The organism is Streptococcus sp. Z556, assembly GCF_053010225.1.
In genome coordinates, this window is the sequence record NZ_JBRKNU010000002.1 from 391,270 (window position 1) to 410,227 (window position 18,958).

Sequence of the window (18,958 nt, forward strand, 5' to 3'; positions counted from 1 at the left end):
CGCAAAAAATGACTCATCGTATCAAATTTTGAGTAAAATTAGGAGGAACCCATGTCTACAGAACATATGGAAGAACTAAATGACCAGCAGATCGTTCGCCGTGAAAAAATGGCTGCGCTCCGTGAACAAGGAATCGATCCCTTCGGAAAACGTTTTGAACGTACTGCTAACTCTCAAGAACTAAAAGACAAATTTGCAGAACTTGATAAAGAACAATTACATGAATTAAATGAAACTGCCACTATCGCAGGGCGCTTGGTAACCAAACGTGGAAAAGGAAAAGTTGGCTTTGCCCATCTTCAAGACCGGGAAGGTCAAATCCAGATCTACGTTCGTAAAGATGAAGTTGGTGAAGAAAACTACGAAATCTTCAAAAAGGCTGACCTCGGTGACTTCCTTGGTGTCGAAGGTGAAGTCATGCGTACAGATATGGGAGAACTTTCTATCAAGGCAACTCACATCACTCACTTGTCTAAAGCACTTCGCCCTCTTCCTGAGAAATTCCACGGTTTGACAGACGTTGAAACAATTTATCGTAAACGTTACCTGGACTTGATTTCTAACCGTGAAAGTTTTGAACGCTTTGTCACTCGTTCAAAAATCATCTCTGAAATCCGTCGTTATCTTGATCAAAAAGGTTTCCTTGAAGTGGAAACACCTGTTCTTCATAATGAAGCCGGTGGTGCTGCTGCTCGTCCATTTATCACTCACCACAATGCACAGAACATTGACATGGTGCTTCGTATCGCGACCGAGCTTCACTTGAAACGTCTTATCGTTGGTGGTATGGAACGTGTCTATGAAATTGGCCGTATCTTCCGTAACGAAGGAATGGACGCTACTCACAACCCTGAATTCACTTCTATCGAAGTTTACCAAGCTTATGCAGACTTCCAAGATATCATGGACTTGACTGAAGGTATTATCCAACACGCTGCTAAGTCAGTTAAGGGTGATGGTCCAGTTAACTACCAAGGAACTGAAATCAAAATCAACGAACCATTTAAACGTGTTCACATGGTGGATGCTATCAAAGAAATTACTGGTGTTGATTTCTGGCAAGACATGACTTTCGAGGAAGCAAAAGCTATCGCTGCTGAGAAGAAAGTTCCAGTTGAGAAACACTACACTGAGGTTGGTCACATTATCAATGCTTTCTTTGAAGAATTTGTTGAAGAAACCTTGATTCAACCAACCTTTGTCTACGGACATCCAGTAGCTGTCTCTCCACTCGCGAAGAAAAATCCTGAAGACGAACGCTTTACTGACCGTTTTGAGCTCTTCATCATGACTAAGGAGTACGGGAATGCCTTTACCGAGTTGAACGACCCAATCGATCAGCTTAGCCGTTTTGAAGCACAAGCAAAAGCTAAAGAACTTGGGGACGATGAAGCAACTGGTATCGACTACGACTACATCGAGGCTCTTGAATACGGTATGCCACCAACAGGTGGTTTGGGTATCGGTATCGACCGTCTCTGCATGCTCCTCACTGATACAACCACTATCCGTGACGTATTGCTTTTCCCAACAATGAAATAAACTCTATCCTCTGGTACTTGCCAGAGGATTTTTCGATGTAAAAAGAGACTGAGGAAAAACTCAATCTCTTTTCTTATTCTTGATTTTTAACTTGACTGGTGGCTACATCTTCTCCAAACCATTTTTTACTAATTTCCTGGAACTTTCCTTCTTGGTATAGTGAGATAAAGGCTTGGTTCAATGCAGCTAGTAAAGTTTTATCAGCAGGTCTAACACCAACTGCAAAAGACTCACTTTCAAATCCAGCTGAAAAGACATTGTAGTCATTTAATATCCCTTCAGACTGAAGGTAGTAATTGGCATAGACACGGTCAATCAACAAGGCATCAGTTCGATCATTTTTCAAATCAATCAAGGCTTCATTGAAACTTTGGTATTGATTGGCTTTCTGGTCTTTCACTCGATTCTTGAGTAGTTCTGGTTGTCGTTCAAAATTTAAATAGCCAGAAGATCCTGCCTGGGCCCCTAAAGTTTTGTCAGTCATATCCTGAATTGAGTGGACATTTTGAGACTTTTTAGAGACCAAAACTTGTTGATTTTCCATGTAAGGGATGGTAAAAGAAACCTTCTCTTTCCGTTCATCGGTAGCTGTATAACCATTCCAGATGGCATCAATGGTACCGTTTTGTAGTTCGGTTTCTTTCATATCCCAGTCGATGGGTTGAAATTTAATCTGAATTCCTAGCTTCTCAGAAACAGCTTGGGCTAGGTCAATATCAAAGCCCGCATATTGGCCGTTCTTTTCCTCAAATCCCATGGGAACAAAGGTATTGTCAAAGCCAATAGTAATGCTACCCTGCTTTTGATATTTGGCCCAATTATCCTGCTTCGGATCACTGACCTTTTGCGTACAAGCAACCAGGAAGAAGCTAAAGAACAGAGCAAATACAAGAGCAATTTTCTTTCTCTTCATAGGCACCTCCTAGTCCTACTTTGGATCAACCTTAAGGATCTGATCAGCAATGTTTTCCGCAAACTGAAGATCGTGGGTTACAACAATCTGGGTCATGCCACGCTCTTTATTTTGAAGGATAAGTTTTTCCACTTCTAATCGTAGCTCAGGATCTAAAGCTGATGTCGGCTCATCATATCCGATAATTTCAGGTTCAATCATCATGGCACGCGCTAAAGCAACACGCTGTTTTTGCCCACCTGAAAGTGAGAAAGGGAAGGCATCTGCATGCCCATCTAACCCAAGTTGTTCTAACAAACCACGCGCCTTCTTCTCAGCAACTTCCTTCTCCATATTCATTGTTTTTATAGGCGACAGAGTTAAGTTATATAGAACTGACAAATGCGGAAAAAGTTGAAAATCTTGGAAGACAAATCCTAGTAGGTTGCGCTTTTCTAGTTCGTCTATAGCTAGCGATTCGCCGTTATAGTAGATTTCCCCAGAATCGATGGTTTCCAGTCCAGCTAGCATACGTAATAGGGTTGTCTTTCCGCCTCCTGATGGACCTACGATTGCGAGGATTTGCTTTTCAGGAATTGATAGGCTGAAATTGGTTAAGATTTGTTTGCCACCAAAGGCCTTGTTGATGTTTCGTAATTCTAACATAGCAATCCTCCTATCTGTAATAACTGTACTTCTTCTCAAGTTTTTTCGCTACGATGGTCACAAGACCAATCATGATCAAATATATCGCTCCAGCTAAAAACATAGGAACAAGACTAGCATCACGATTAGCTGCTGTCCGACTAGCCAAAATCAAATCTGAAATCCCAAGGGCATAAACCAATGAAGTATCCTTGACCAAACTCATGATTTCATTAAAAACACTCGGTAAGACAATCTTTGTAACCTGAGGAAGGATGATGTAGTGAACTGTGTCAAAGGGGCTAAATTTTAACACTTTTGCGGCTTCATACTGCCCTTTTGGAATGGTTTCGATCCCACCACGAAAGATTTCTGCAAAGTAGGCTGCATAGTTTAATACAAAAGCAATCACAGCAGCAGGCAAACGATCTAAACGTATCCCAATACTAGGGAGCACATAGTAAATAAAGATTAATTGCAAAAGCAAGGGAGTGCCTCGCATCACCCATATATAGATATTAATCAGATAATGGAGGGGTTTCCAATGGATTTGCAAGGCAAAAGCGATGATAATCCCTAAAGGAATTGAAAAGATTAAGACCAGAGCAAAGACTTGAAGAGTCATACTTGCACCGTTCAATAAACTTGGTAAAATCTCGAATATATAAGACATACTACACCTCCTAAAAAATAATTATTCTTATTATAGCATAAATAAACAATTTAGCAAGAGAAAATATATGAAAAACTCTATTGTTTTCAGAAAATATAAAACTGTATCTATCCAAAGTGATGAGATACAGTTTTATATTATAGGGAATTTTTAAAGCGTTTCTATGAGTTCTTGCATCTGAACATCATCTGGAATCAGTTTTAAATATGCTTCTGCTTGCATCTTAGCTTCTTCGAAATAACCCAATTCACGCAAAAGATAAGTATATTGCTCTAAAAACTCTGGATTGTCCTTGAGGTCAGATGACAATTCTTGATAGAACTCATAAGCCTTATCTAAATCCTCGATTTCCTGGTAAGAACGGGCAATCATCCACTTAGTAAGGAGATTTTCAGGTTCTTGACTTTGAAGAGCAATAATATCCTCAAATCGCTCTTGTTCCATATAAATGGTTGCGAGTCGAAGGAAAATCTCCTCAAGATCTTCTGCATCTTCTTTTGCAGTAAGGAGAAAGTCCTCCGCTGCCTTAGCATCATGTAATTCATAAGAAAACTGAGAAGCCGCTAACAAGAGCCGAGTTTCAAATGGATTTTTCTCCAAACCCTGTTTAACGATACGAAGGGCTTCCTCCACCTGATGTTCCTTATGCAAGGCTTGACTATAACCATACTCATATCCTTCAAAATCAGGTGAAATGGTATCAATCTGCTTAAAGCAAAGAACAGATTTTTGATACTCTTCTTGGTCAAAGTAAAGACTGGCCAGTTCAAAAGCAGTTTGATCATCGTATTCTAACTCTAGAGCCTTTTCTAAAAATTCTGTAGCGGCTTCAAACTTGCCTAACTGAGCATATGCGAAGCCGATTCGTTGGTAGGTTGATACGCCCGTTTGTTCGTAAATATAGCGGTTGTCCAACTGAGCGTAGCCTTGAATGGCTTCCTGATAGTTTCCTAACTCACTATCCAACTCAGCCAAACCAAAAACTAATAAGGCATCATCTGAGTAATTTAAGGCTTCCAGTAACTTTTCGCGTGCTACATCCGTCAAACCTTCCAGCTGATAGAGGTCTGCTTTCAATACCAAAGCCGATACATACCAATCACTATCTGGTGTGATTTCTTCCAGATAGGCAAAGGCTTCCTCAACATTGCCATCCTCGCTAGCAATGCTTGCTAGGTTCAGATTCACTTCTGGAAATTCTGTCACAATTTTTAGATAGATTTCCTTGACTTGTGGATAAAAGCCAATTCCCTCAAGATAATTTGCTAATTCATAGAGAACTTCGGTCGAATCAGTTTCAAGTGCTTTACGAAAATACTGATCCGCCTTGGTTAAATCCTGTTCATCCAAAGCCTGGAGCATGCGTTGACTATTGTTCACTCTTGATTTCCTCCCCTTCTTCTTCATACAAACCGCTGACCTTTTTGTACCAGTTAAAGACAGCAGAAATAACTACCTTGGCAGAAGCATAGACAGGAATTCCCAGCAAGACTCCCCAAATACCAAACATAGAACCTGAAGTTAGGAGAACAAAGAGAACATTGATGGGATGGATGTTTAGCTGACTCCCTAAAATAAGGGGTGAAACGAAGCGCCCTTCAATCGTTTGTTCTACGATAAAGACTATCACAACTTTCAATAGCATGACAGGTCCTGCTATTAAACCTAAAACAAGGGCAGGCAGCATGGCGAGAAAACTACCTAGATAAGGGACTAGATTTAGAATACCTGCCGTTACACCTAGAGTGACAGCGTAGCGTAGACCGATAATCTTAAAGAAGATAATAAACATGATGGCTACAATAATAGCTACTGTAACCTGTCCTCTAACATAGTTTGACAGCTGTTTATTGACATCTGATAGGACTTCACCCACAGGTTCTTTTAACTTGTTTGGGATGAATTTAGTCAGGTAATCTCGCAAGCCTTTCCCATCGCGCAAGAGATAAAAGAGCATGAAGGGTACGATAATAACCGCTACAATAACCTGAGAAGCTCCGCTGATAAAAGAACTGACCCAGTTAACAGCTTGAGAAGAGATTTTGCTGGCCCACATGGTTGCTTCACTAGAAACATTTGCAAGTACTTGCTCTAACTGCGGTCTAAAATCATCTGGCAAGCGTTTGGTTACAAGATCATTGATAACACGGTCAGCATCTTCGAGGTAGCTAGGCACATTCTTTGCAAAATTTAAGACCTGGCGTTGAAGATTTGGAATAGCGACTGCCAGCCCCCAAATGATAAAAATTCCAATAATGACAAAAACAATACTGATAGCAAGCACACGATTAATTTTGTGATTCTCCATCCAGTCAACAATCGGATTGAGGAGGTAATAAAGTAAACCAGATAAAATAACTGGCAACATGACAACCCCTAAAAAGTCTAAAACGGGTAAAAAAATAAAACTAATCTTACTTAGAATGAAAATGTTCAGCCCCAGTAACAAGGTTACTAAAAATACGGTGATAGCTTTGTTATCTAAAAACCACTTGAAGAACCAAGATAGGCTAAAATGTTTCTCTTTATGTTCCATAAATACATCCTTTCTGTCATTCTCTCATTATACCATTTTTAATCTAAAATAACTCTTTTTTAAAGTGCTTACATAAAGAAGACTGATGCATCATGGCAGTTATTTTGTGGTATAATGAACTTATCATTATTAAGAGGTATGGACATGAAAGAAACTGTTTATTTTGGAACTTACACTCGTCGCTTATCTAAAGGGATATACAAGGCAGACTTTGATACAGAAACAGGTCAGCTTACAAACCTTGAACTTTTTGCTGCTGAACCCAGTCCGACCTACCTTGCCTTTGACCAGAAACAACACTTATACACCGTAGGAAGTCAGGATGGCTTAGGTGGCATCGCTGCTTACAAGACCGATGGCACTTTGTTAAACCATGTAGTTGAAGATGGCGCTCCTCATTGTTATGTGGCAGTGGATGAAAAGCGTAGTCTCGTGTACGGTGCCAACTACCATAAAGGTCAGGTTCTAGTTTATAAACGTCAAGCGGATGGTAGGCTCATCCAAACGGATCTAGATCAGCATAGCGGACAAGGTCCTCATGAAAACCAAACTTCCCCACATGTACACTATACAGACCTAACACCTGACCAGTACCTCGTCACCTGTGATCTAGGAACAGATGAGGTAACAACCTATGATGTTAGTCCAGAAGGAAAACTAAATAAACTCTATACTTATCACAGCCAAGCTGGAGCAGGTGCACGCCACATCGTTTTCCACCACCACTATAAGATTGCCTATCTCATCTGCGAACTGAATAGCACTATTGAGGTCTTGATTTATGATGGTGTTGGTGAATTTGAACGCATGCAAGTTATTTCAACCTTGCCGGACGGGTATAGGGGCTTTAACGGTACTGCTGCTATACGTCTTTCAAAAGATGGTAAATACCTCTATGCTTCCAACCGAGGTCATGATTCCATTGCAGTCTATACAATCCTCGCTGATGGTAGTTTGGAATTATTAGAGATTGTTCCAAGTCACGGTAAAACACCACGTGATTTTGATATCACACCTGATCAGGAATTTTTGATTGCTGTTCACCAAGATTCTGATAATGCAACGATCTTTAAGCGCAATCCTGAAACTGGTCGTCTTGCAGAGCTTTCTAACGACTTCCATGTCCCAGAAGGAGTTTGCATCAGTTTTTCTAACTAAGATAAAAAAATGAACTTGAGTTTCAAGTTCATTTTTTATAGTTTATTTCTAACATTAATACGGTTAATGGCACGTTGAAGAGCAATCTTAGCACGTCGTTCTTGGTCTATTAAGTGCTTTTCATGGGCTTCTTCGATTTCTCGTTCGGCGCGAAGTTTGGCACGTTCCGCACGACTGATATCGATATCACGAGCACGCTCTGCTGAGTCGGCTACAATGGTAATGATGTCATTGGCAATCTCGATAATCCCTCCGTTCACTGCAATCCAGTTTACATGAGTATCATCATCGATTCGCTTTACCTTTACTTCATCAACCGCTAAAACCGCAATCATATTTTCATGTCGTGGCAAGATCCCCATCTCACCATCCAGAGTTCGAACCGATACAAAGCTGGCATGGTGATCATAGACGAGGCCATCTGGTGTCACGATCTGGACAGTTAACTGAGCCATAGGTCACCTCTTAAAATCCCATTTTCTCTGCCTTAGCAATGACGTCTTCGATTGAACCGACACCACGGAAGGCATCTTCTGGTAACTGGTCGTGTTTTCCTTCAAGGATTTCCTTAAAGCCACGAACTGTTTCCGCTACTGGCACATAAGAACCAGGTTGACCAGTAAATTGTTCTGCAACGTTGAAGTTTTGTGACAAGAAGAACTGGATACGACGGGCACGTGCAACCAAGGTCTTTTCTTCATCAGAAAGTTCATCCATACCAAGGATAGCAATGATATCTTGCAATTCATGGTAACGTTGAAGGACACGTTTGACTTCAGCAGCAACTGCATAGTGCTCCTCACCAACAATCTCAGGTGCCAAGGCACGAGAGCTTGAAGCAAGTGGGTCAACGGCTGGATAGATCCCCAACTGTACCAACTTACGTTCCAAGTTAGTCGTTGAATCCAAGTGAGCGAAGGCTGTTGCTGGCGCAGGGTCAGTATAGTCATCCGCAGGCACGTAGATAGCCTGGATTGAGGTTACAGAACCCTTCTTAGTTGACGTGATACGCTCTTGCAATTGACCCATCTCCGTTGCAAGTGTTGGTTGGTAACCAACGGCTGACGGCATCCGACCCAAAAGGGCAGATACTTCTGAACCAGCCTGAGTGAAACGGAAAATATTGTCAATAAAGAGAAGCACATCTTGGCCTTCTACATCACGGAAGTATTCGGCGATGGTCAAACCAGTAAGGGCAACACGCATACGGGCTCCTGGTGGCTCATTCATCTGACCAAATACCATGGCTGTTTTCTCGATAACGCCTGATTCTTTCATTTCCCAGTAGAGGTCGTTCCCTTCACGAGTACGTTCCCCAACACCGGTAAATACTGAAATACCACCATGTTCTTGGGCAATGTTGTGAATCAATTCTTGGATTAAGACGGTTTTACCAACTCCGGCACCACCGAAGAGTCCGACTTTCCCCCCTTTAAGGTAAGGGGCAAGAAGGTCGATAACCTTAATCCCTGTTTCCAAGATTTCAGATGAGGTAGACAATTCATCAAAAGTTGGAGCTTTTTTATGAATTGGCTGACGCTCAGCGTCTTCAGCAAAAGGAGCATCCAAGTCAATGGTATCTCCCAAAACATTGAAGACACGTCCCAAAGTTTCTTTACCTACTGGAACCGAGATTGGACGACCTGTGTCCAAAACTTCCATTCCACGAGTCAAACCATCAGTTGATTCCATGGCGATCGTACGGACCATACCATCTCCCAACTCCAAGGCTACTTCAAGGACGATTTTTGTTTTTCTTTCGTCATTTTTGTAGACGACAAGTGCATTGTTAATCTCAGGAAGTGTTTCCCCTGCTGCAAACAAGACGTCTACAACGGGTCCGATAACCTGAGCAATTTTACCTGAACTCATCTCCTTCTCCTATTCTATATAAGATACTATCGGTTCCTAGTTTATCTAGGTCCTAAGTTCATTTTGATACCTACAGGGTAAAGCCTTATTCTAAGGCGCTAGCACCTGCTACAATTTCTGTAATTTCTTGTGTAATCGCCGCCTGTCTGGCACGGTTATACTGGATGGTCAAATCATTGATAACTTTCTTGGCATTATCAGTCGCTGTCTGCATAGCTGTCATACCTGCGGCATTTTCAGCTGTCTTGGCATCGATAATAGCCCCGTAAATCATACTTTCAGCATACTGTGGCAACAATTGCTCCAAAATTTCTTCTCGGCTTGTTTCCAACTCAAATGTCAAGCTATACTCCTCGTCTGCTTCGTTCGGATCGAGGTCTACAATCGGAAGCATTTGCTCCACACGCATTTGGCTGGTGAGCGTATTAACGTGGTGATTGTAGCAGACATAGAGTTCGTCAAAAAGTTCATTTTGATACATTTCAATCGTTTTTGAAATAATTTTACGAACTTCATCAAAGCTAGGTTGGTCAGCCAAGCCTCGTAATTCATAGATTGGTTGAATGCCACGAGCCTTGAAAAAGTCAGCTCCCATACCACCAATACAAATGACTTCAAAGTCATCTCCATTTGGATGATATTCTTCTTTCAACTCCATAACAGTTTTAAGGATGGAAGCATTGTAACCTCCAACCAAACCACGATCCGAAGTGATGACAATATAGCCTGTCTTTTTAACTGGACGACTAATCAACATAGGATTGTTTGAACCACCAGCTCCATTTCCGTGAAGGATATCTGTCAAGAGTTTACGAACCTTTTGAGAGTATATTTGAAAGTTTCGGGCTGCTTCTTCAGAGCGACCTAACTTAGCAGCTGATACCATTTGCATGGCATTGGTGATTTGACTAGTATTCTTGGTTGAGGCGATTTTTGTTTTAATATCATTTAGAGATACTGCCATCTGACACCTCTATTCTTATTGGAAGCTGGATTGATTGAGAAACTCGGTAATCGCAGCATCCAAGACTGCTTCTTCTGGCAAGTCTTTTGTTTCACGAATGGTTTCCAAAATCTCTGGATGTTGTGCATCAAAGAATGCATGGAACTCTTCCTCAAAACGAACAATATCATTCACTGGAACTGTATCCAAGAATCCGTGTGTCAAAGCATACAGGATCGTCACTTGTTTCTCAACAGGCAAAGGCTTGTGAACAGGTTGTTTCAATACTTCTACCGTACGACGACCACGATTCAACTTAGCTTGAGTAGCCGCATCCAAGTCAGAACCAAACTTAGTGAAGGCTTCTAACTCACGATATGAAGCAAGGTCGATACGAAGAGTACCAGCAACCTTCTTCATGGCTTTAATCTGAGCGGAACCACCTACACGTGATACAGATGAACCCGCATCAATAGCTGGGCGAATACCTGCATTAAAGAGACCGTCTCCAAGGAAGATTTGTCCATCTGTGATTGAAATCACGTTGGTTGCGATATAGGCAGAGATATCTCCTGCTTGCGTCTCAATAAATGGTAGGGCTGTGATTGATCCACCACCAAGCTCGTCAGAAACTTTAGCTGAGCGCTCAAGCAAACGGCTGTGGAGGTAGAAAACATCCCCTGGGAAGGCTTCACGACCTGGTGGACGACGAAGCAAGAGAGAAAGTTCACGGTAAGCTACCGCTTGTTTTGAAAGATCATCATATACAATCAAAACATGCTTCCCTTGGTACATAAACTCTTCAGCCATAGCAACACCAGCATAAGGAGCTAGGAAGAGTAATGGAGAAGGTTGTGAAGCTGAGGCTGTCACAACGATGGTGTAATCCAAGGCACCGTACTGACGAAGTGTTTCTACTTGTGTACGAACTGTTGATTCTTTTTGACCAATGGCTACATAGATACAAATCATATCTTGACCTTTTTGGTTCAAGATGGTATCGATTGCAATGGTTGTTTTCCCTGTCTGACGGTCACCGATGATCAGCTCACGCTGACCACGACCAATCGGTACAAGGGCGTCAATAGCTTTCAAACCTGTTTGCAATGGTTCTGATACAGACTTACGCTCCATAACACCAGGAGCTGGTGCTTCTACTGGACGAGTCTTGTCAGTATGGATTTCTCCGAGACCATCAACGGGACGACCAAGTGGGTCCACAACACGTCCAATCAAGTTATCACCGACAGGAACTTCCATGATTTTACCCGTACGACGGATAGTGTCTCCTTCACGGATATCCGTGAAGTCACCGAGAATGATAATCCCAACGTCTGTTGATTCCAAGTTTTGCGCCATCCCATAAGAGCCGTTTTCAAAGATCAACAACTCTCCACTCATGGCATTTTCAAGACCGTGAGCACGCGCAATTCCATCCCCGATATAGGTTACAACACCCGTTTCAGACACATCAAAATTGGGTTTGAAATTTTCAATTTGTTGCTTAATTAAAGCGCTGATTTCTTGTGCGTTAATTGCCAAAAGAACACCACTTTCTATTTCAAATTTTCTTTAACAACTCGAAGTTGTTGTTTTATACTCACATCAATTGTCTTGTGATTAGCAAAAATGACAAAACCACCAATGAGTCCTTCATCAATTTGTTCTTTGATGCTCCGTACTTTCAGAGACATTTTTTTCTCTATCAATGGGAGCAGACGTTCCTTCTGTTCGTCCGTTAAAGGATGAGCTGAAGAAATCGTGACTACAAATTGATTGGTTTCTCTTTCAAGACGATTCAAACAATCAACAATGATACCATAAAAAAGATTTGCTCTGTGATTGTAAATCAGAACCTGAATAAAGTTTTGCATTAAAGGTGAAACAGAGTCTTGAAAGAAACCAACTGTTTTTTCCTTATCAGACTCATCAACTGCCACCTGAGCTAAAAAAGAAGGTAAGCCCGTTTCTTCTGCGACTTGCTTGATTTGATCCAAGTCTGAAAAAATCCGATCTTCTTCTCCTTTTTCAATCACTAATTGGACAAAAGGTATGCTGTACTTTTCAATTACCTTTGCTGTTTTCTTGTCCATTAGGCTTCTCCTAGCTGATCGATATACTGATCAATGAGTTCCTTATGAGCATGACTGTCAAGGTTTTTTGAGATGATTTTACCAGCTAGACTAATTGTCAAATCTGCCACCTCTCCCTTAACACTTTGCAAAGCTTCAGCTTTATTCTGAGCGATTTCTTGATTCGCCTTCTCTTTTAAGCGACCTGCTTCTACTTTAGCATCTGCCAGAATATCTGCTTTACTCTTCTCAGCAGTCTCTTTAGCATTTGCAATGATTGTTTTGGCTTCGGTACGGCTACCTGCCAACTCATCTTCGCGTTTTTGGGCAAGAGTTTCTGCTTTTTGACGAGCTTGTTCAGCCCCATCAATATCAGCAGCAATTTTATTTGCCCTTTCTTCGAAGACACTTGTCAAGTTTGACCACGCATATTTCTTAACTAAGACAATCAAAAGGATAAAAGAGCCAGCGATTAAAATAAAGTTACCAATTAATTCACCTACTGTTACGTGCATCTGTTACTCCTTTCTACTCTTCTCCATCATTTATCTTATTTCCTAGGTACATAGAAGACAACATGGTAAACACATAGGCTTGGATGCAGGAAATAAAGACAGAAAAGGCTGTCCAAGCCAAGTTAGCACCAAAAGCAACTGGATACCAATATAGAGCTTGATGAGATAGAGTGATTAGCAAACTAGCCATCACTTCTCCAGCAAAGATATTTCCGAACACCCGCAAGGCAAGTGATAAAAAGTTGGTAAACTCTTCTAAGATATTCATGGGAGTCATAAAACCAGGTGTGATATAGGCTTTTAGATATTTTTTAATCCCACGGCGACGAATCCCTTCAATATGGGTCATCAAGATAATTCCAAATGACAAAGCCAAGTCAAACTGGAGATTTGCAGTTGGCGATGTCCAAAGGTTTGTCCCATCTGTAGTTTGAAGTTTCGCCATCAAACCGAGGTTATTTGCCAGTACCATAAATAGAAATAGACAAAGGAAAAAGAGCGAGTAGTCTTTCATGTAGCTTTTACCAATGTTAGGTTCTGTAAATCCAATAACAAAGTCATAGAAATACTCAAGTACATTTTGCTTTCCTTTGGGTTTCAAAGTCATATTGCGACTTGCCCAATAGATAAAGCCAAAAACAACTCCCACAATCAACAAGGTCATGGCTAACATGGTTAAATCAAAGGTAACAGGACCAATATTGATGGTTGGATTGATACTTTCTTCCATCTAGAATCCTCCCTTTTCTTCTCGTTCCATTTGTCTATTTGATGACGAATGAAAAGACGAGGGTAACCAAGAACGTTCCTTCAATAAAGGCAATCCCCATAATCATCAAACTACGCAATTGTGGAATGATGTCTGGTTGGCGAGCAGCTGATTTGAACAAACCGTTCATCAACATACCTTCTGCAAGGGATACACCCATACAGGCAAGACAAAGACCGAAAAATGTTAAATTCATGATAAATTCTCCTTTTTTATTTAAATTTACTTACTTAGTTTAGTCCTAAAATTTTGATTTGTCAACTTTTTACTTACGTTGAAAGCGTTTCAGATAATATATTTCTATTTTTGCTATTTTTACACTATTTTATAGAAAGTTTTTCCATTTTAGATTGCGAGTTTTTCTTGATTTTACTATATTTTCTGAAACAAACTGAAAAATCCAAGTTTAGAACTTGAATAGATTCAGTTTATTTAAAATAGTAGGAATAGTGTTGTTTACAACCTGGATTAAATGGAGCACTGCAGTAAGGACAAGCTATCTGTTTTTGGTATTCTTGGAAAGTCATAGTCCTCTTACAAACCCCACATAAGATTGGTCGATCCTCAGAAAGCGCCAAGGGGTAGGGTGAAAAAACATGTGTCTCCATAGCATTGTGACACTGATAGCATGCGTAGTATTTTTTGCATTCATAACACTGGAGTGAAACAATATCCTTTTCACTATGATAATGAACACATCTGTTTTCATTATCTACCAATAAACCTTGAGCTTGTATCATTCCCTTTTCCTTATCTAGGCACGAACTGTAACACTTGTCCCGTCTTCCTTATAGAGGTTGATGAGCCCTTCTTTTAGAGCACGAACCATGTCACCTGCTTGAACAGGTTGTGGAACCTTGATTGTCAAGAGTTCCATTGGATTTGGAGCACGATCGATTTTATTTCCCTTTGCATCGTGAAGATCCTCAATATAGGTTTCAAAATGTCGGAAACCTGGTCCGTAAAACTCCACTTGGTCGCCTTCATTGATGACATTTCGTTGACGAATAGTTGCTGTCTGGGTTGCTTTATCATAAGAAACGACTTCTGCGACAAACTTGTACTCAGGAATCTTACGACGAGCGCCAAATAACTGTTCGTTTTCTGTAGGTGTACCATAGTAGAAACCTGTTGCCAATTCACGTTGAGCAACCTTCCACATCTCGTCCACCAAGTCTTGTTTGATAGCTTCAAATTTCTCAGGACTTTCAAGATAAGCATCTACAGCCGCCTTGTAACAGTTGGTCACAGTTGAAACATAGTGGATAGACTTCATACGACCTTCAATCTTGAGACTGTCTACACCGTTTTCGATCATATCTGGGATATGGTCAATCATGGACATGTCGACGGCTGACATTGAAAATTCTTCTGGGATTTCACCTTTAAGACTCTTACGTTCTTGACCAAAAGGCATATCGTAAAGATCGTATTTCCAACGGCAAGACTGTGAACAACCACCACGGTTGGCATCACGCATACTCATGTGGTTTGATAGCGTACAGCGACCTGAGTAAGAAATACACATGGCTCCATGGACAAAAGCCTCAATCTCAACATCTGTACGTTTGCGAATCTCTGCCAATTCTTCCATTGAAACTTCACGAGCCAAAACCACACGAGTTAGACCAAGTTCTTTCCAGAACTCTAGAGTTTCATAATTGGTCGCACTGGCTTGGGTTGAAAGGTGGATTTCAAGACCTGGTGCTTCGGTTGCTGCAATCATGATCAAGGCCGGATCTGACACGATAACTGCCGCAATCCCGATATCACGCAACTTACGGAACCATTCGCCTGCACCAGCTTCATTTCCTTCGTGCATAACCATGTTAGCAGCCACATAGACCTTGGCACCGTACTTAGCAGCGAACTGAACACCTTCTTCCATCTGCTCAAAGGTAAAGTTTCCAGCACGGCTACGAAGACCATAGGCCTGTCCACCGATGAAGACTGCGTCCGCACCATATTGAACAGCTACTTTCAGTTTTTCTAAAGTCCCAGCAGGTGAAAGAACCTCAGGACGTTTTAATGTTTTTGTCATTTTTTCTCCTATTTGCAATATAAAAGTTTGACGTTTTTCCTTCTCATTTTATAGTAAATAATGAATAAAATCAAGCCTAGGCAGATTGTTTTGACAATTCTAATCTTCTTAAAAACGAAAAACTAGTCTTCTAAGACTAGTTGTTTTCAAGATAAAATTCAAAACGTTCACCCACATACTGACTCTTGACATATTCAAAAGCTGTCCCATCATCGAGATAAGAAACCTGAGTCAAGGCTAAAATTGCATGCCCCTTTTCAACTTCTAGATAGTGAGCAATCTTTTCCTTAGCCAATCTCGCATAAATGGTCTGTTGGGATTTTCCAATTCGGTAACCATGTTCTTGCAAGGTCTGAAAGAAATGACTGGTTACTTCTTCTTTTTTAAAATTCTTAATAAATTTTTCAGGAATGGATGCGACTTCATAGACTAGTGGAACTTGATCGGCATACCGAACTCGCTCCATACGGATGATATTCTCAGTTGGTGAAATACCTAGCTTTGCCACTTCCTGCTCATTGGGAATGGTTCTCCTATAGGAAATCAGCTGACTAGAAGGAACTTTCCCTTGGGCTTTGACAATCTCCGTAAAACTAGTGGTGCCCCGCATTTTTTCTTGGACACGAGTGCTAGAGACAAAGGTCCCACTTCCTACACGACGCTCCAAAACTCCTTCCTCAACTAAGAGAGAGATAGCCTGGCGTAATGTCATCCGGCTCACTTGAAACTGTTCAGCTAAATCTCGCTCACTTGGAAGTCTCTCTCCGATTTTCCAATGATGCTCATCTATATCCTTCTTGATCTGATCGTGGATTTTCATATAAGCTGGTAACATGATTCTCACTTCTTTTCTTTATTTTCTCCATTGTACCGTATTTGCTAAGAAAAAGTCAAACTTTGCCTTGTTTAGTTGGTAATTCGCCCCTATTTGTGATAGAATATTGAAAAAGATATTTCTTTTGAGAAAGGAAAATGATGAGCAAGATTTCAACTGATTTGCAAGATGTCGAAAAAATCATCGTACTGGACTATGGTAGCCAATACAACCAGCTAATTTCACGCCGTATCCGTGAAATTGGTGTTTTTTCAGAGCTAAAAAGCCATAAGATTTCAGCAGCAGAGGTTCGTGCGATTAACCCGGTAGGGATCATTCTCTCAGGTGGACCAAACTCTGTTTACGAAGAAGGTTCATTTGATATTGACCCAGAAATTTTTGAACTTGGTATTCCAATTTTGGGAATCTGCTATGGTATGCAACTTCTTACCCACAAACTTGGAGGTAAGGTTGTCCCAGCAGGTGATGCTGGAAACCGCGAGTATGGTCAATCCCCACTTACTCACACTCCTTCTGCCCTCTTTGAAGGGACTCCTGAAGAACAGATAGTTTTGATGAGCCATGGCGATGCTGTAACAGAAATTCCTGCTGACTTTGTCCGTACTGGTACTTCTGCTGACTGTCCTTATGCAGCTATTGAAAACCCAGAAAAGCACATTTATGGTATTCAATTCCACCCAGAGGTTCGCCATTCTGTCTATGGAAATGATATCCTTCGCAACTTTGCCCTTAATATCTGTAAGGCAAAAGGCGACTGGTCAATGGATAACTTCATCGACATGCAGATTCAAAAAATACGTGAAACAGTCGGTGATAAACGTGTCCTTCTCGGTCTATCTGGTGGTGTTGACTCTTCTGTCGTTGGCGTTCTTCTCCAGAAAGCAATCGGCGATCAATTGATCTGTATCTTTGTAGACCACGGTCTTCTTCGTAAAGGGGAAGCAGACCAAGTTATGGAGATGCTTGGTGGTAAGTTTGGATTGAACATCGTCAAAGCAGATGCAGCCAAACGTTTCCTTGATAAACTTGCTGGTGTATCTGATCCTGAACAAAAACGGAAGATTATCGGTAATGAGTTTGTTTATGTCTTTGATGACGAAGCAAGTAAGCTAAAAGATGTAAAATTCCTTGCTCAAGGAACTCTTTATACTGACGTGATTGAGTCTGGTACAGATACTGCTCAAACCATCAAATCACACCACAACGTGGGTGGTCTTCCAGAAGACATGCAGTTTGAACTGATTGAACCATTGAACACTCTTTATAAAGACGAAGTTCGTGCCCTTGGTACAGAGCTTGGTATGCCAGACCACATCGTATGGCGTCAACCATTCCCAGGACCAGGTCTTGCCATCCGTGTCATGGGTGAAATCACTGAAGAAAAACTAGAAACTGTCCGTGAGTCTGATGCTATCCTTCGTGAAGAAATCGCTAAAGCTGGTCTTGACCGCGATATCTGGCAATATTTCACTGTCAACACAGGCGTTCGTTCAGTAGGTGTTATGGGAGATGGACGTACTTACGACTACACCATCGCTATCCGTGCTATCACTTCTATCGATGGTATGACAGCTGACTTTGCCAAAATTCCTTGGGATGTTCTTCAAAAGATCTCAGTACGTATCGTTAACGAAGTAGACCACGTTAACCGTATCGTCTACGATATTACAAGTAAACCACCTGCAACCGTTGAGTGGGAATGATTAATAAATATGATTTGAAGTGAAATGGTTGTTTTAACAGCACTTTCGGTTATTATAAAAGGTTAAAAATCAATCAAAATTGGTTGGTTCCCCACCAAAAGCCCCACCAGAAACTAATCTGATGGGGCTTTTAATAGCAAATTTTACATTCTTTTTATCCAAAGAATTATTTTTAATAACTTTCAATTTATTAGAACTCATCAAACACACAATATTTATATTTTAATGTTACATTCAATTTTATCATGGATTAAATTTTTTACTGAATAAAATAATTAAATTATTAGTGATTAACTGATTCTGATGCAATCTTTACCAAATCTAAAAATTCATACTGAGGTGTCTGAATAACCGGTGGAGTGTTGTAAATATAATTTATAAAATTATTAAATGATAAATCCTTTGTAGATTCTATTACATCGTCAATAATTTCTCTCTCCTGTTCATCCAAATATATTATGTCATTAAGATTTAAATCTTTTATTTGGAATGTGTACCTAGTTCCCCCATAATTAGAAAGCCCTTCATCAATTATAACATGTTCATCAGAAACTGCTTCTTTCATAACATCCGGAACATACGGACCATAATTATCAAAGTACCAGTTTATTCCTGAACTAACATTTTTTTGCTTTTGAGCCGTTTTCCAATCTATTAAATACACAAGTTTAGTCAATCTTGTCTTATTCAAATCAAAAGGATAAGGATATTTTATTAAAATATATCTTATGATATCTCTTAATTTCTCATTAACACTCATGT

Annotated in this window: 20 protein-coding genes; 3 read left to right on the forward strand and 17 right to left on the reverse strand. The window is 40.6% G+C overall.

Going from position 1 to position 18,958, the window contains the following annotated elements:
- Nucleotides 1-51: 51 nt before the first annotated feature.
- Nucleotides 52-1,542, forward strand: a complete 1,491-nt coding sequence (gene lysS / locus ACVC7S_RS04290) for a lysine--tRNA ligase (RefSeq protein WP_000102442.1) — start codon at nt 52-54, stop codon at nt 1,540-1,542.
- Nucleotides 1,543-1,615: 73 nt separating this feature from the next.
- Here the strand turns inward: lysS and ACVC7S_RS04295 are convergent, their stop codons facing one another.
- The 5 genes from ACVC7S_RS04295 to ACVC7S_RS04315 all read right to left on the reverse strand — a co-directional run bounded on the left by ACVC7S_RS04295 (nt 1,616) and on the right by ACVC7S_RS04315 (nt 6,288).
- Nucleotides 1,616-2,455, reverse strand: coding sequence for an amino acid ABC transporter substrate-binding protein (locus tag ACVC7S_RS04295; RefSeq protein WP_447266313.1), 840 nt, complete (start codon nt 2,453-2,455; stop codon nt 1,616-1,618).
- 15 nt (nt 2,456-2,470) lie between these two features.
- Complete coding sequence (locus ACVC7S_RS04300; protein ID WP_447266314.1) at nt 2,471-3,100, reverse strand: amino acid ABC transporter ATP-binding protein; 630 nt, start codon at nt 3,098-3,100, stop codon at nt 2,471-2,473.
- Nucleotides 3,101-3,110: 10 nt separating this feature from the next.
- Complete coding sequence (locus tag ACVC7S_RS04305; RefSeq protein ID WP_447266315.1) at nt 3,111-3,752, reverse strand: amino acid ABC transporter permease; 642 nt, start codon at nt 3,750-3,752, stop codon at nt 3,111-3,113.
- 150 nt (nt 3,753-3,902) lie between these two features.
- Complete coding sequence (locus tag ACVC7S_RS04310; protein WP_447266316.1) at nt 3,903-5,132, reverse strand: tetratricopeptide repeat protein; 1,230 nt, start codon at nt 5,130-5,132, stop codon at nt 3,903-3,905.
- Nucleotides 5,122-6,288 (reverse strand): AI-2E family transporter, encoded by a 1,167-nt coding sequence (locus tag ACVC7S_RS04315; protein ID WP_447266317.1) that lies wholly within the window; start codon nt 6,286-6,288, stop codon nt 5,122-5,124. The genes ACVC7S_RS04310 and ACVC7S_RS04315 overlap by 11 nt, the downstream gene beginning before the upstream one ends.
- Nucleotides 6,289-6,432: 144 nt before the next feature.
- Here ACVC7S_RS04315 and ACVC7S_RS04320 point away from each other — a divergent pair, with 144 nt between their 5' ends.
- On the forward strand, nt 6,433-7,446 hold the full coding sequence (locus ACVC7S_RS04320; RefSeq protein WP_447266318.1) for a lactonase family protein: 1,014 nt from the start codon (nt 6,433-6,435) through the stop codon (nt 7,444-7,446).
- Between the two features lie 35 nt (nt 7,447-7,481).
- Here the strand turns inward: ACVC7S_RS04320 and ACVC7S_RS04325 are convergent, their stop codons facing one another.
- The 11 genes from ACVC7S_RS04325 to ACVC7S_RS04375 form a co-directional block, all read right to left on the reverse strand.
- Nucleotides 7,482-7,901, reverse strand: a complete 420-nt coding sequence (locus ACVC7S_RS04325; protein ID WP_000068035.1) for a F0F1 ATP synthase subunit epsilon — start codon at nt 7,899-7,901, stop codon at nt 7,482-7,484.
- Between the two features lie 10 nt (nt 7,902-7,911).
- Nucleotides 7,912-9,318 (reverse strand): F0F1 ATP synthase subunit beta, encoded by a 1,407-nt coding sequence (atpD, locus tag ACVC7S_RS04330; protein WP_000094372.1) that lies wholly within the window; start codon nt 9,316-9,318, stop codon nt 7,912-7,914.
- A gap of 85 nt (nt 9,319-9,403) precedes the next feature.
- Complete coding sequence (locus ACVC7S_RS04335) at nt 9,404-10,282, reverse strand: F0F1 ATP synthase subunit gamma (protein WP_084849602.1); 879 nt, start codon at nt 10,280-10,282, stop codon at nt 9,404-9,406.
- Nucleotides 10,283-10,297: 15 nt separating this feature from the next.
- Nucleotides 10,298-11,803 (reverse strand): F0F1 ATP synthase subunit alpha, encoded by a 1,506-nt coding sequence (atpA, locus tag ACVC7S_RS04340; protein WP_251464200.1) that lies wholly within the window; start codon nt 11,801-11,803, stop codon nt 10,298-10,300.
- 14 nt (nt 11,804-11,817) lie between these two features.
- Nucleotides 11,818-12,354 (reverse strand): F0F1 ATP synthase subunit delta, encoded by a 537-nt coding sequence (locus ACVC7S_RS04345; protein ID WP_447266319.1) that lies wholly within the window; start codon nt 12,352-12,354, stop codon nt 11,818-11,820.
- Nucleotides 12,354-12,848, reverse strand: a complete 495-nt coding sequence (gene atpF, locus ACVC7S_RS04350) for a F0F1 ATP synthase subunit B (protein ID WP_447266320.1) — start codon at nt 12,846-12,848, stop codon at nt 12,354-12,356. The genes ACVC7S_RS04345 and atpF overlap by 1 nt, the downstream gene beginning before the upstream one ends.
- A 13-nt stretch (nt 12,849-12,861) precedes the next feature.
- Complete coding sequence (gene atpB, locus ACVC7S_RS04355) at nt 12,862-13,578, reverse strand: F0F1 ATP synthase subunit A (protein ID WP_000392869.1); 717 nt, start codon at nt 13,576-13,578, stop codon at nt 12,862-12,864.
- Nucleotides 13,579-13,612: 34 nt separating this feature from the next.
- Nucleotides 13,613-13,813 carry a F0F1 ATP synthase subunit C gene (locus tag ACVC7S_RS04360; RefSeq protein WP_001054556.1) on the reverse strand — a complete coding sequence of 67 codons (201 nt, stop codon included), beginning with the start codon at nt 13,811-13,813 and terminating at the stop codon, nt 13,613-13,615.
- Nucleotides 13,814-14,045: 232 nt separating this feature from the next.
- Entirely contained in the window at nt 14,046-14,357 is a 312-nt protein-coding gene (locus ACVC7S_RS04365) for a CHY zinc finger protein (protein WP_447266321.1), read from the reverse strand.
- Nucleotides 14,358-14,371: 14 nt separating this feature from the next.
- On the reverse strand, nt 14,372-15,658 hold the full coding sequence (locus tag ACVC7S_RS04370) for a peptidase U32 family protein (RefSeq protein ID WP_447266322.1): 1,287 nt from the start codon (nt 15,656-15,658) through the stop codon (nt 14,372-14,374).
- Nucleotides 15,659-15,794: 136 nt separating this feature from the next.
- Nucleotides 15,795-16,493: a GntR family transcriptional regulator gene (locus ACVC7S_RS04375; protein ID WP_049536513.1), complete on the reverse strand. Its 699-nt coding sequence runs from the start codon at nt 16,491-16,493 to the stop codon at nt 15,795-15,797.
- Between the two features lie 140 nt (nt 16,494-16,633).
- Here ACVC7S_RS04375 and guaA point away from each other — a divergent pair, with 140 nt between their 5' ends.
- Entirely contained in the window at nt 16,634-18,196 is a 1,563-nt protein-coding gene (gene guaA / locus ACVC7S_RS04380) for a glutamine-hydrolyzing GMP synthase (RefSeq protein WP_447266338.1), read from the forward strand.
- Nucleotides 18,197-18,479: 283 nt separating this feature from the next.
- Here the strand turns inward: guaA and ACVC7S_RS04385 are convergent, their stop codons facing one another.
- Nucleotides 18,480-18,956: a Panacea domain-containing protein gene (locus ACVC7S_RS04385; protein ID WP_447266323.1), complete on the reverse strand. Its 477-nt coding sequence runs from the start codon at nt 18,954-18,956 to the stop codon at nt 18,480-18,482.
- Nucleotides 18,957-18,958 lie beyond the last annotated feature (2 nt).

What these genes read in the sequence shown, in the direction of transcription:
- atpF (WP_447266320.1), bottom strand. Translation starts at nt 12,848, where the DNA reads ATGCACGTAACAGTAGGTGAATTAATTGGTAACTTTATTTTAATCGCT.
- ACVC7S_RS04365 (WP_447266321.1), bottom strand. Translation starts at nt 14,357, where the DNA reads ATGATACAAGCTCAAGGTTTATTGGTAGATAATGAAAACAGATGTGTT.
- ACVC7S_RS04315 (WP_447266317.1), bottom strand. Translation starts at nt 6,288, where the DNA reads ATGGAACATAAAGAGAAACATTTTAGCCTATCTTGGTTCTTCAAGTGG.
- ACVC7S_RS04300 (WP_447266314.1), bottom strand. Translation starts at nt 3,100, where the DNA reads ATGTTAGAATTACGAAACATCAACAAGGCCTTTGGTGGCAAACAAATC.
- ACVC7S_RS04335 (WP_084849602.1), bottom strand. Translation starts at nt 10,282, where the DNA reads ATGGCAGTATCTCTAAATGATATTAAAACAAAAATCGCCTCAACCAAG.
- ACVC7S_RS04360 (WP_001054556.1), bottom strand. Translation starts at nt 13,813, where the DNA reads ATGAATTTAACATTTTTCGGTCTTTGTCTTGCCTGTATGGGTGTATCC.
- atpB (WP_000392869.1), bottom strand. Translation starts at nt 13,578, where the DNA reads ATGGAAGAAAGTATCAATCCAACCATCAATATTGGTCCTGTTACCTTT.
- ACVC7S_RS04295 (WP_447266313.1), bottom strand. Translation starts at nt 2,455, where the DNA reads ATGAAGAGAAAGAAAATTGCTCTTGTATTTGCTCTGTTCTTTAGCTTC.
- guaA (WP_447266338.1), top strand. Translation starts at nt 16,634, where the DNA reads ATGAGCAAGATTTCAACTGATTTGCAAGATGTCGAAAAAATCATCGTA.
- ACVC7S_RS04375 (WP_049536513.1), bottom strand. Translation starts at nt 16,493, where the DNA reads ATGTTACCAGCTTATATGAAAATCCACGATCAGATCAAGAAGGATATA.
- atpD (WP_000094372.1), bottom strand. Translation starts at nt 9,318, where the DNA reads ATGAGTTCAGGTAAAATTGCTCAGGTTATCGGACCCGTTGTAGACGTC.
- lysS (WP_000102442.1), top strand. Translation starts at nt 52, where the DNA reads ATGTCTACAGAACATATGGAAGAACTAAATGACCAGCAGATCGTTCGC.
- ACVC7S_RS04320 (WP_447266318.1), top strand. Translation starts at nt 6,433, where the DNA reads ATGAAAGAAACTGTTTATTTTGGAACTTACACTCGTCGCTTATCTAAA.
- ACVC7S_RS04325 (WP_000068035.1), bottom strand. Translation starts at nt 7,901, where the DNA reads ATGGCTCAGTTAACTGTCCAGATCGTGACACCAGATGGCCTCGTCTAT.
- ACVC7S_RS04370 (WP_447266322.1), bottom strand. Translation starts at nt 15,658, where the DNA reads ATGACAAAAACATTAAAACGTCCTGAGGTTCTTTCACCTGCTGGGACT.
- ACVC7S_RS04385 (WP_447266323.1), bottom strand. Translation starts at nt 18,956, where the DNA reads ATGAGTGTTAATGAGAAATTAAGAGATATCATAAGATATATTTTAATA.
- ACVC7S_RS04305 (WP_447266315.1), bottom strand. Translation starts at nt 3,752, where the DNA reads ATGTCTTATATATTCGAGATTTTACCAAGTTTATTGAACGGTGCAAGT.
- ACVC7S_RS04345 (WP_447266319.1), bottom strand. Translation starts at nt 12,354, where the DNA reads ATGGACAAGAAAACAGCAAAGGTAATTGAAAAGTACAGCATACCTTTT.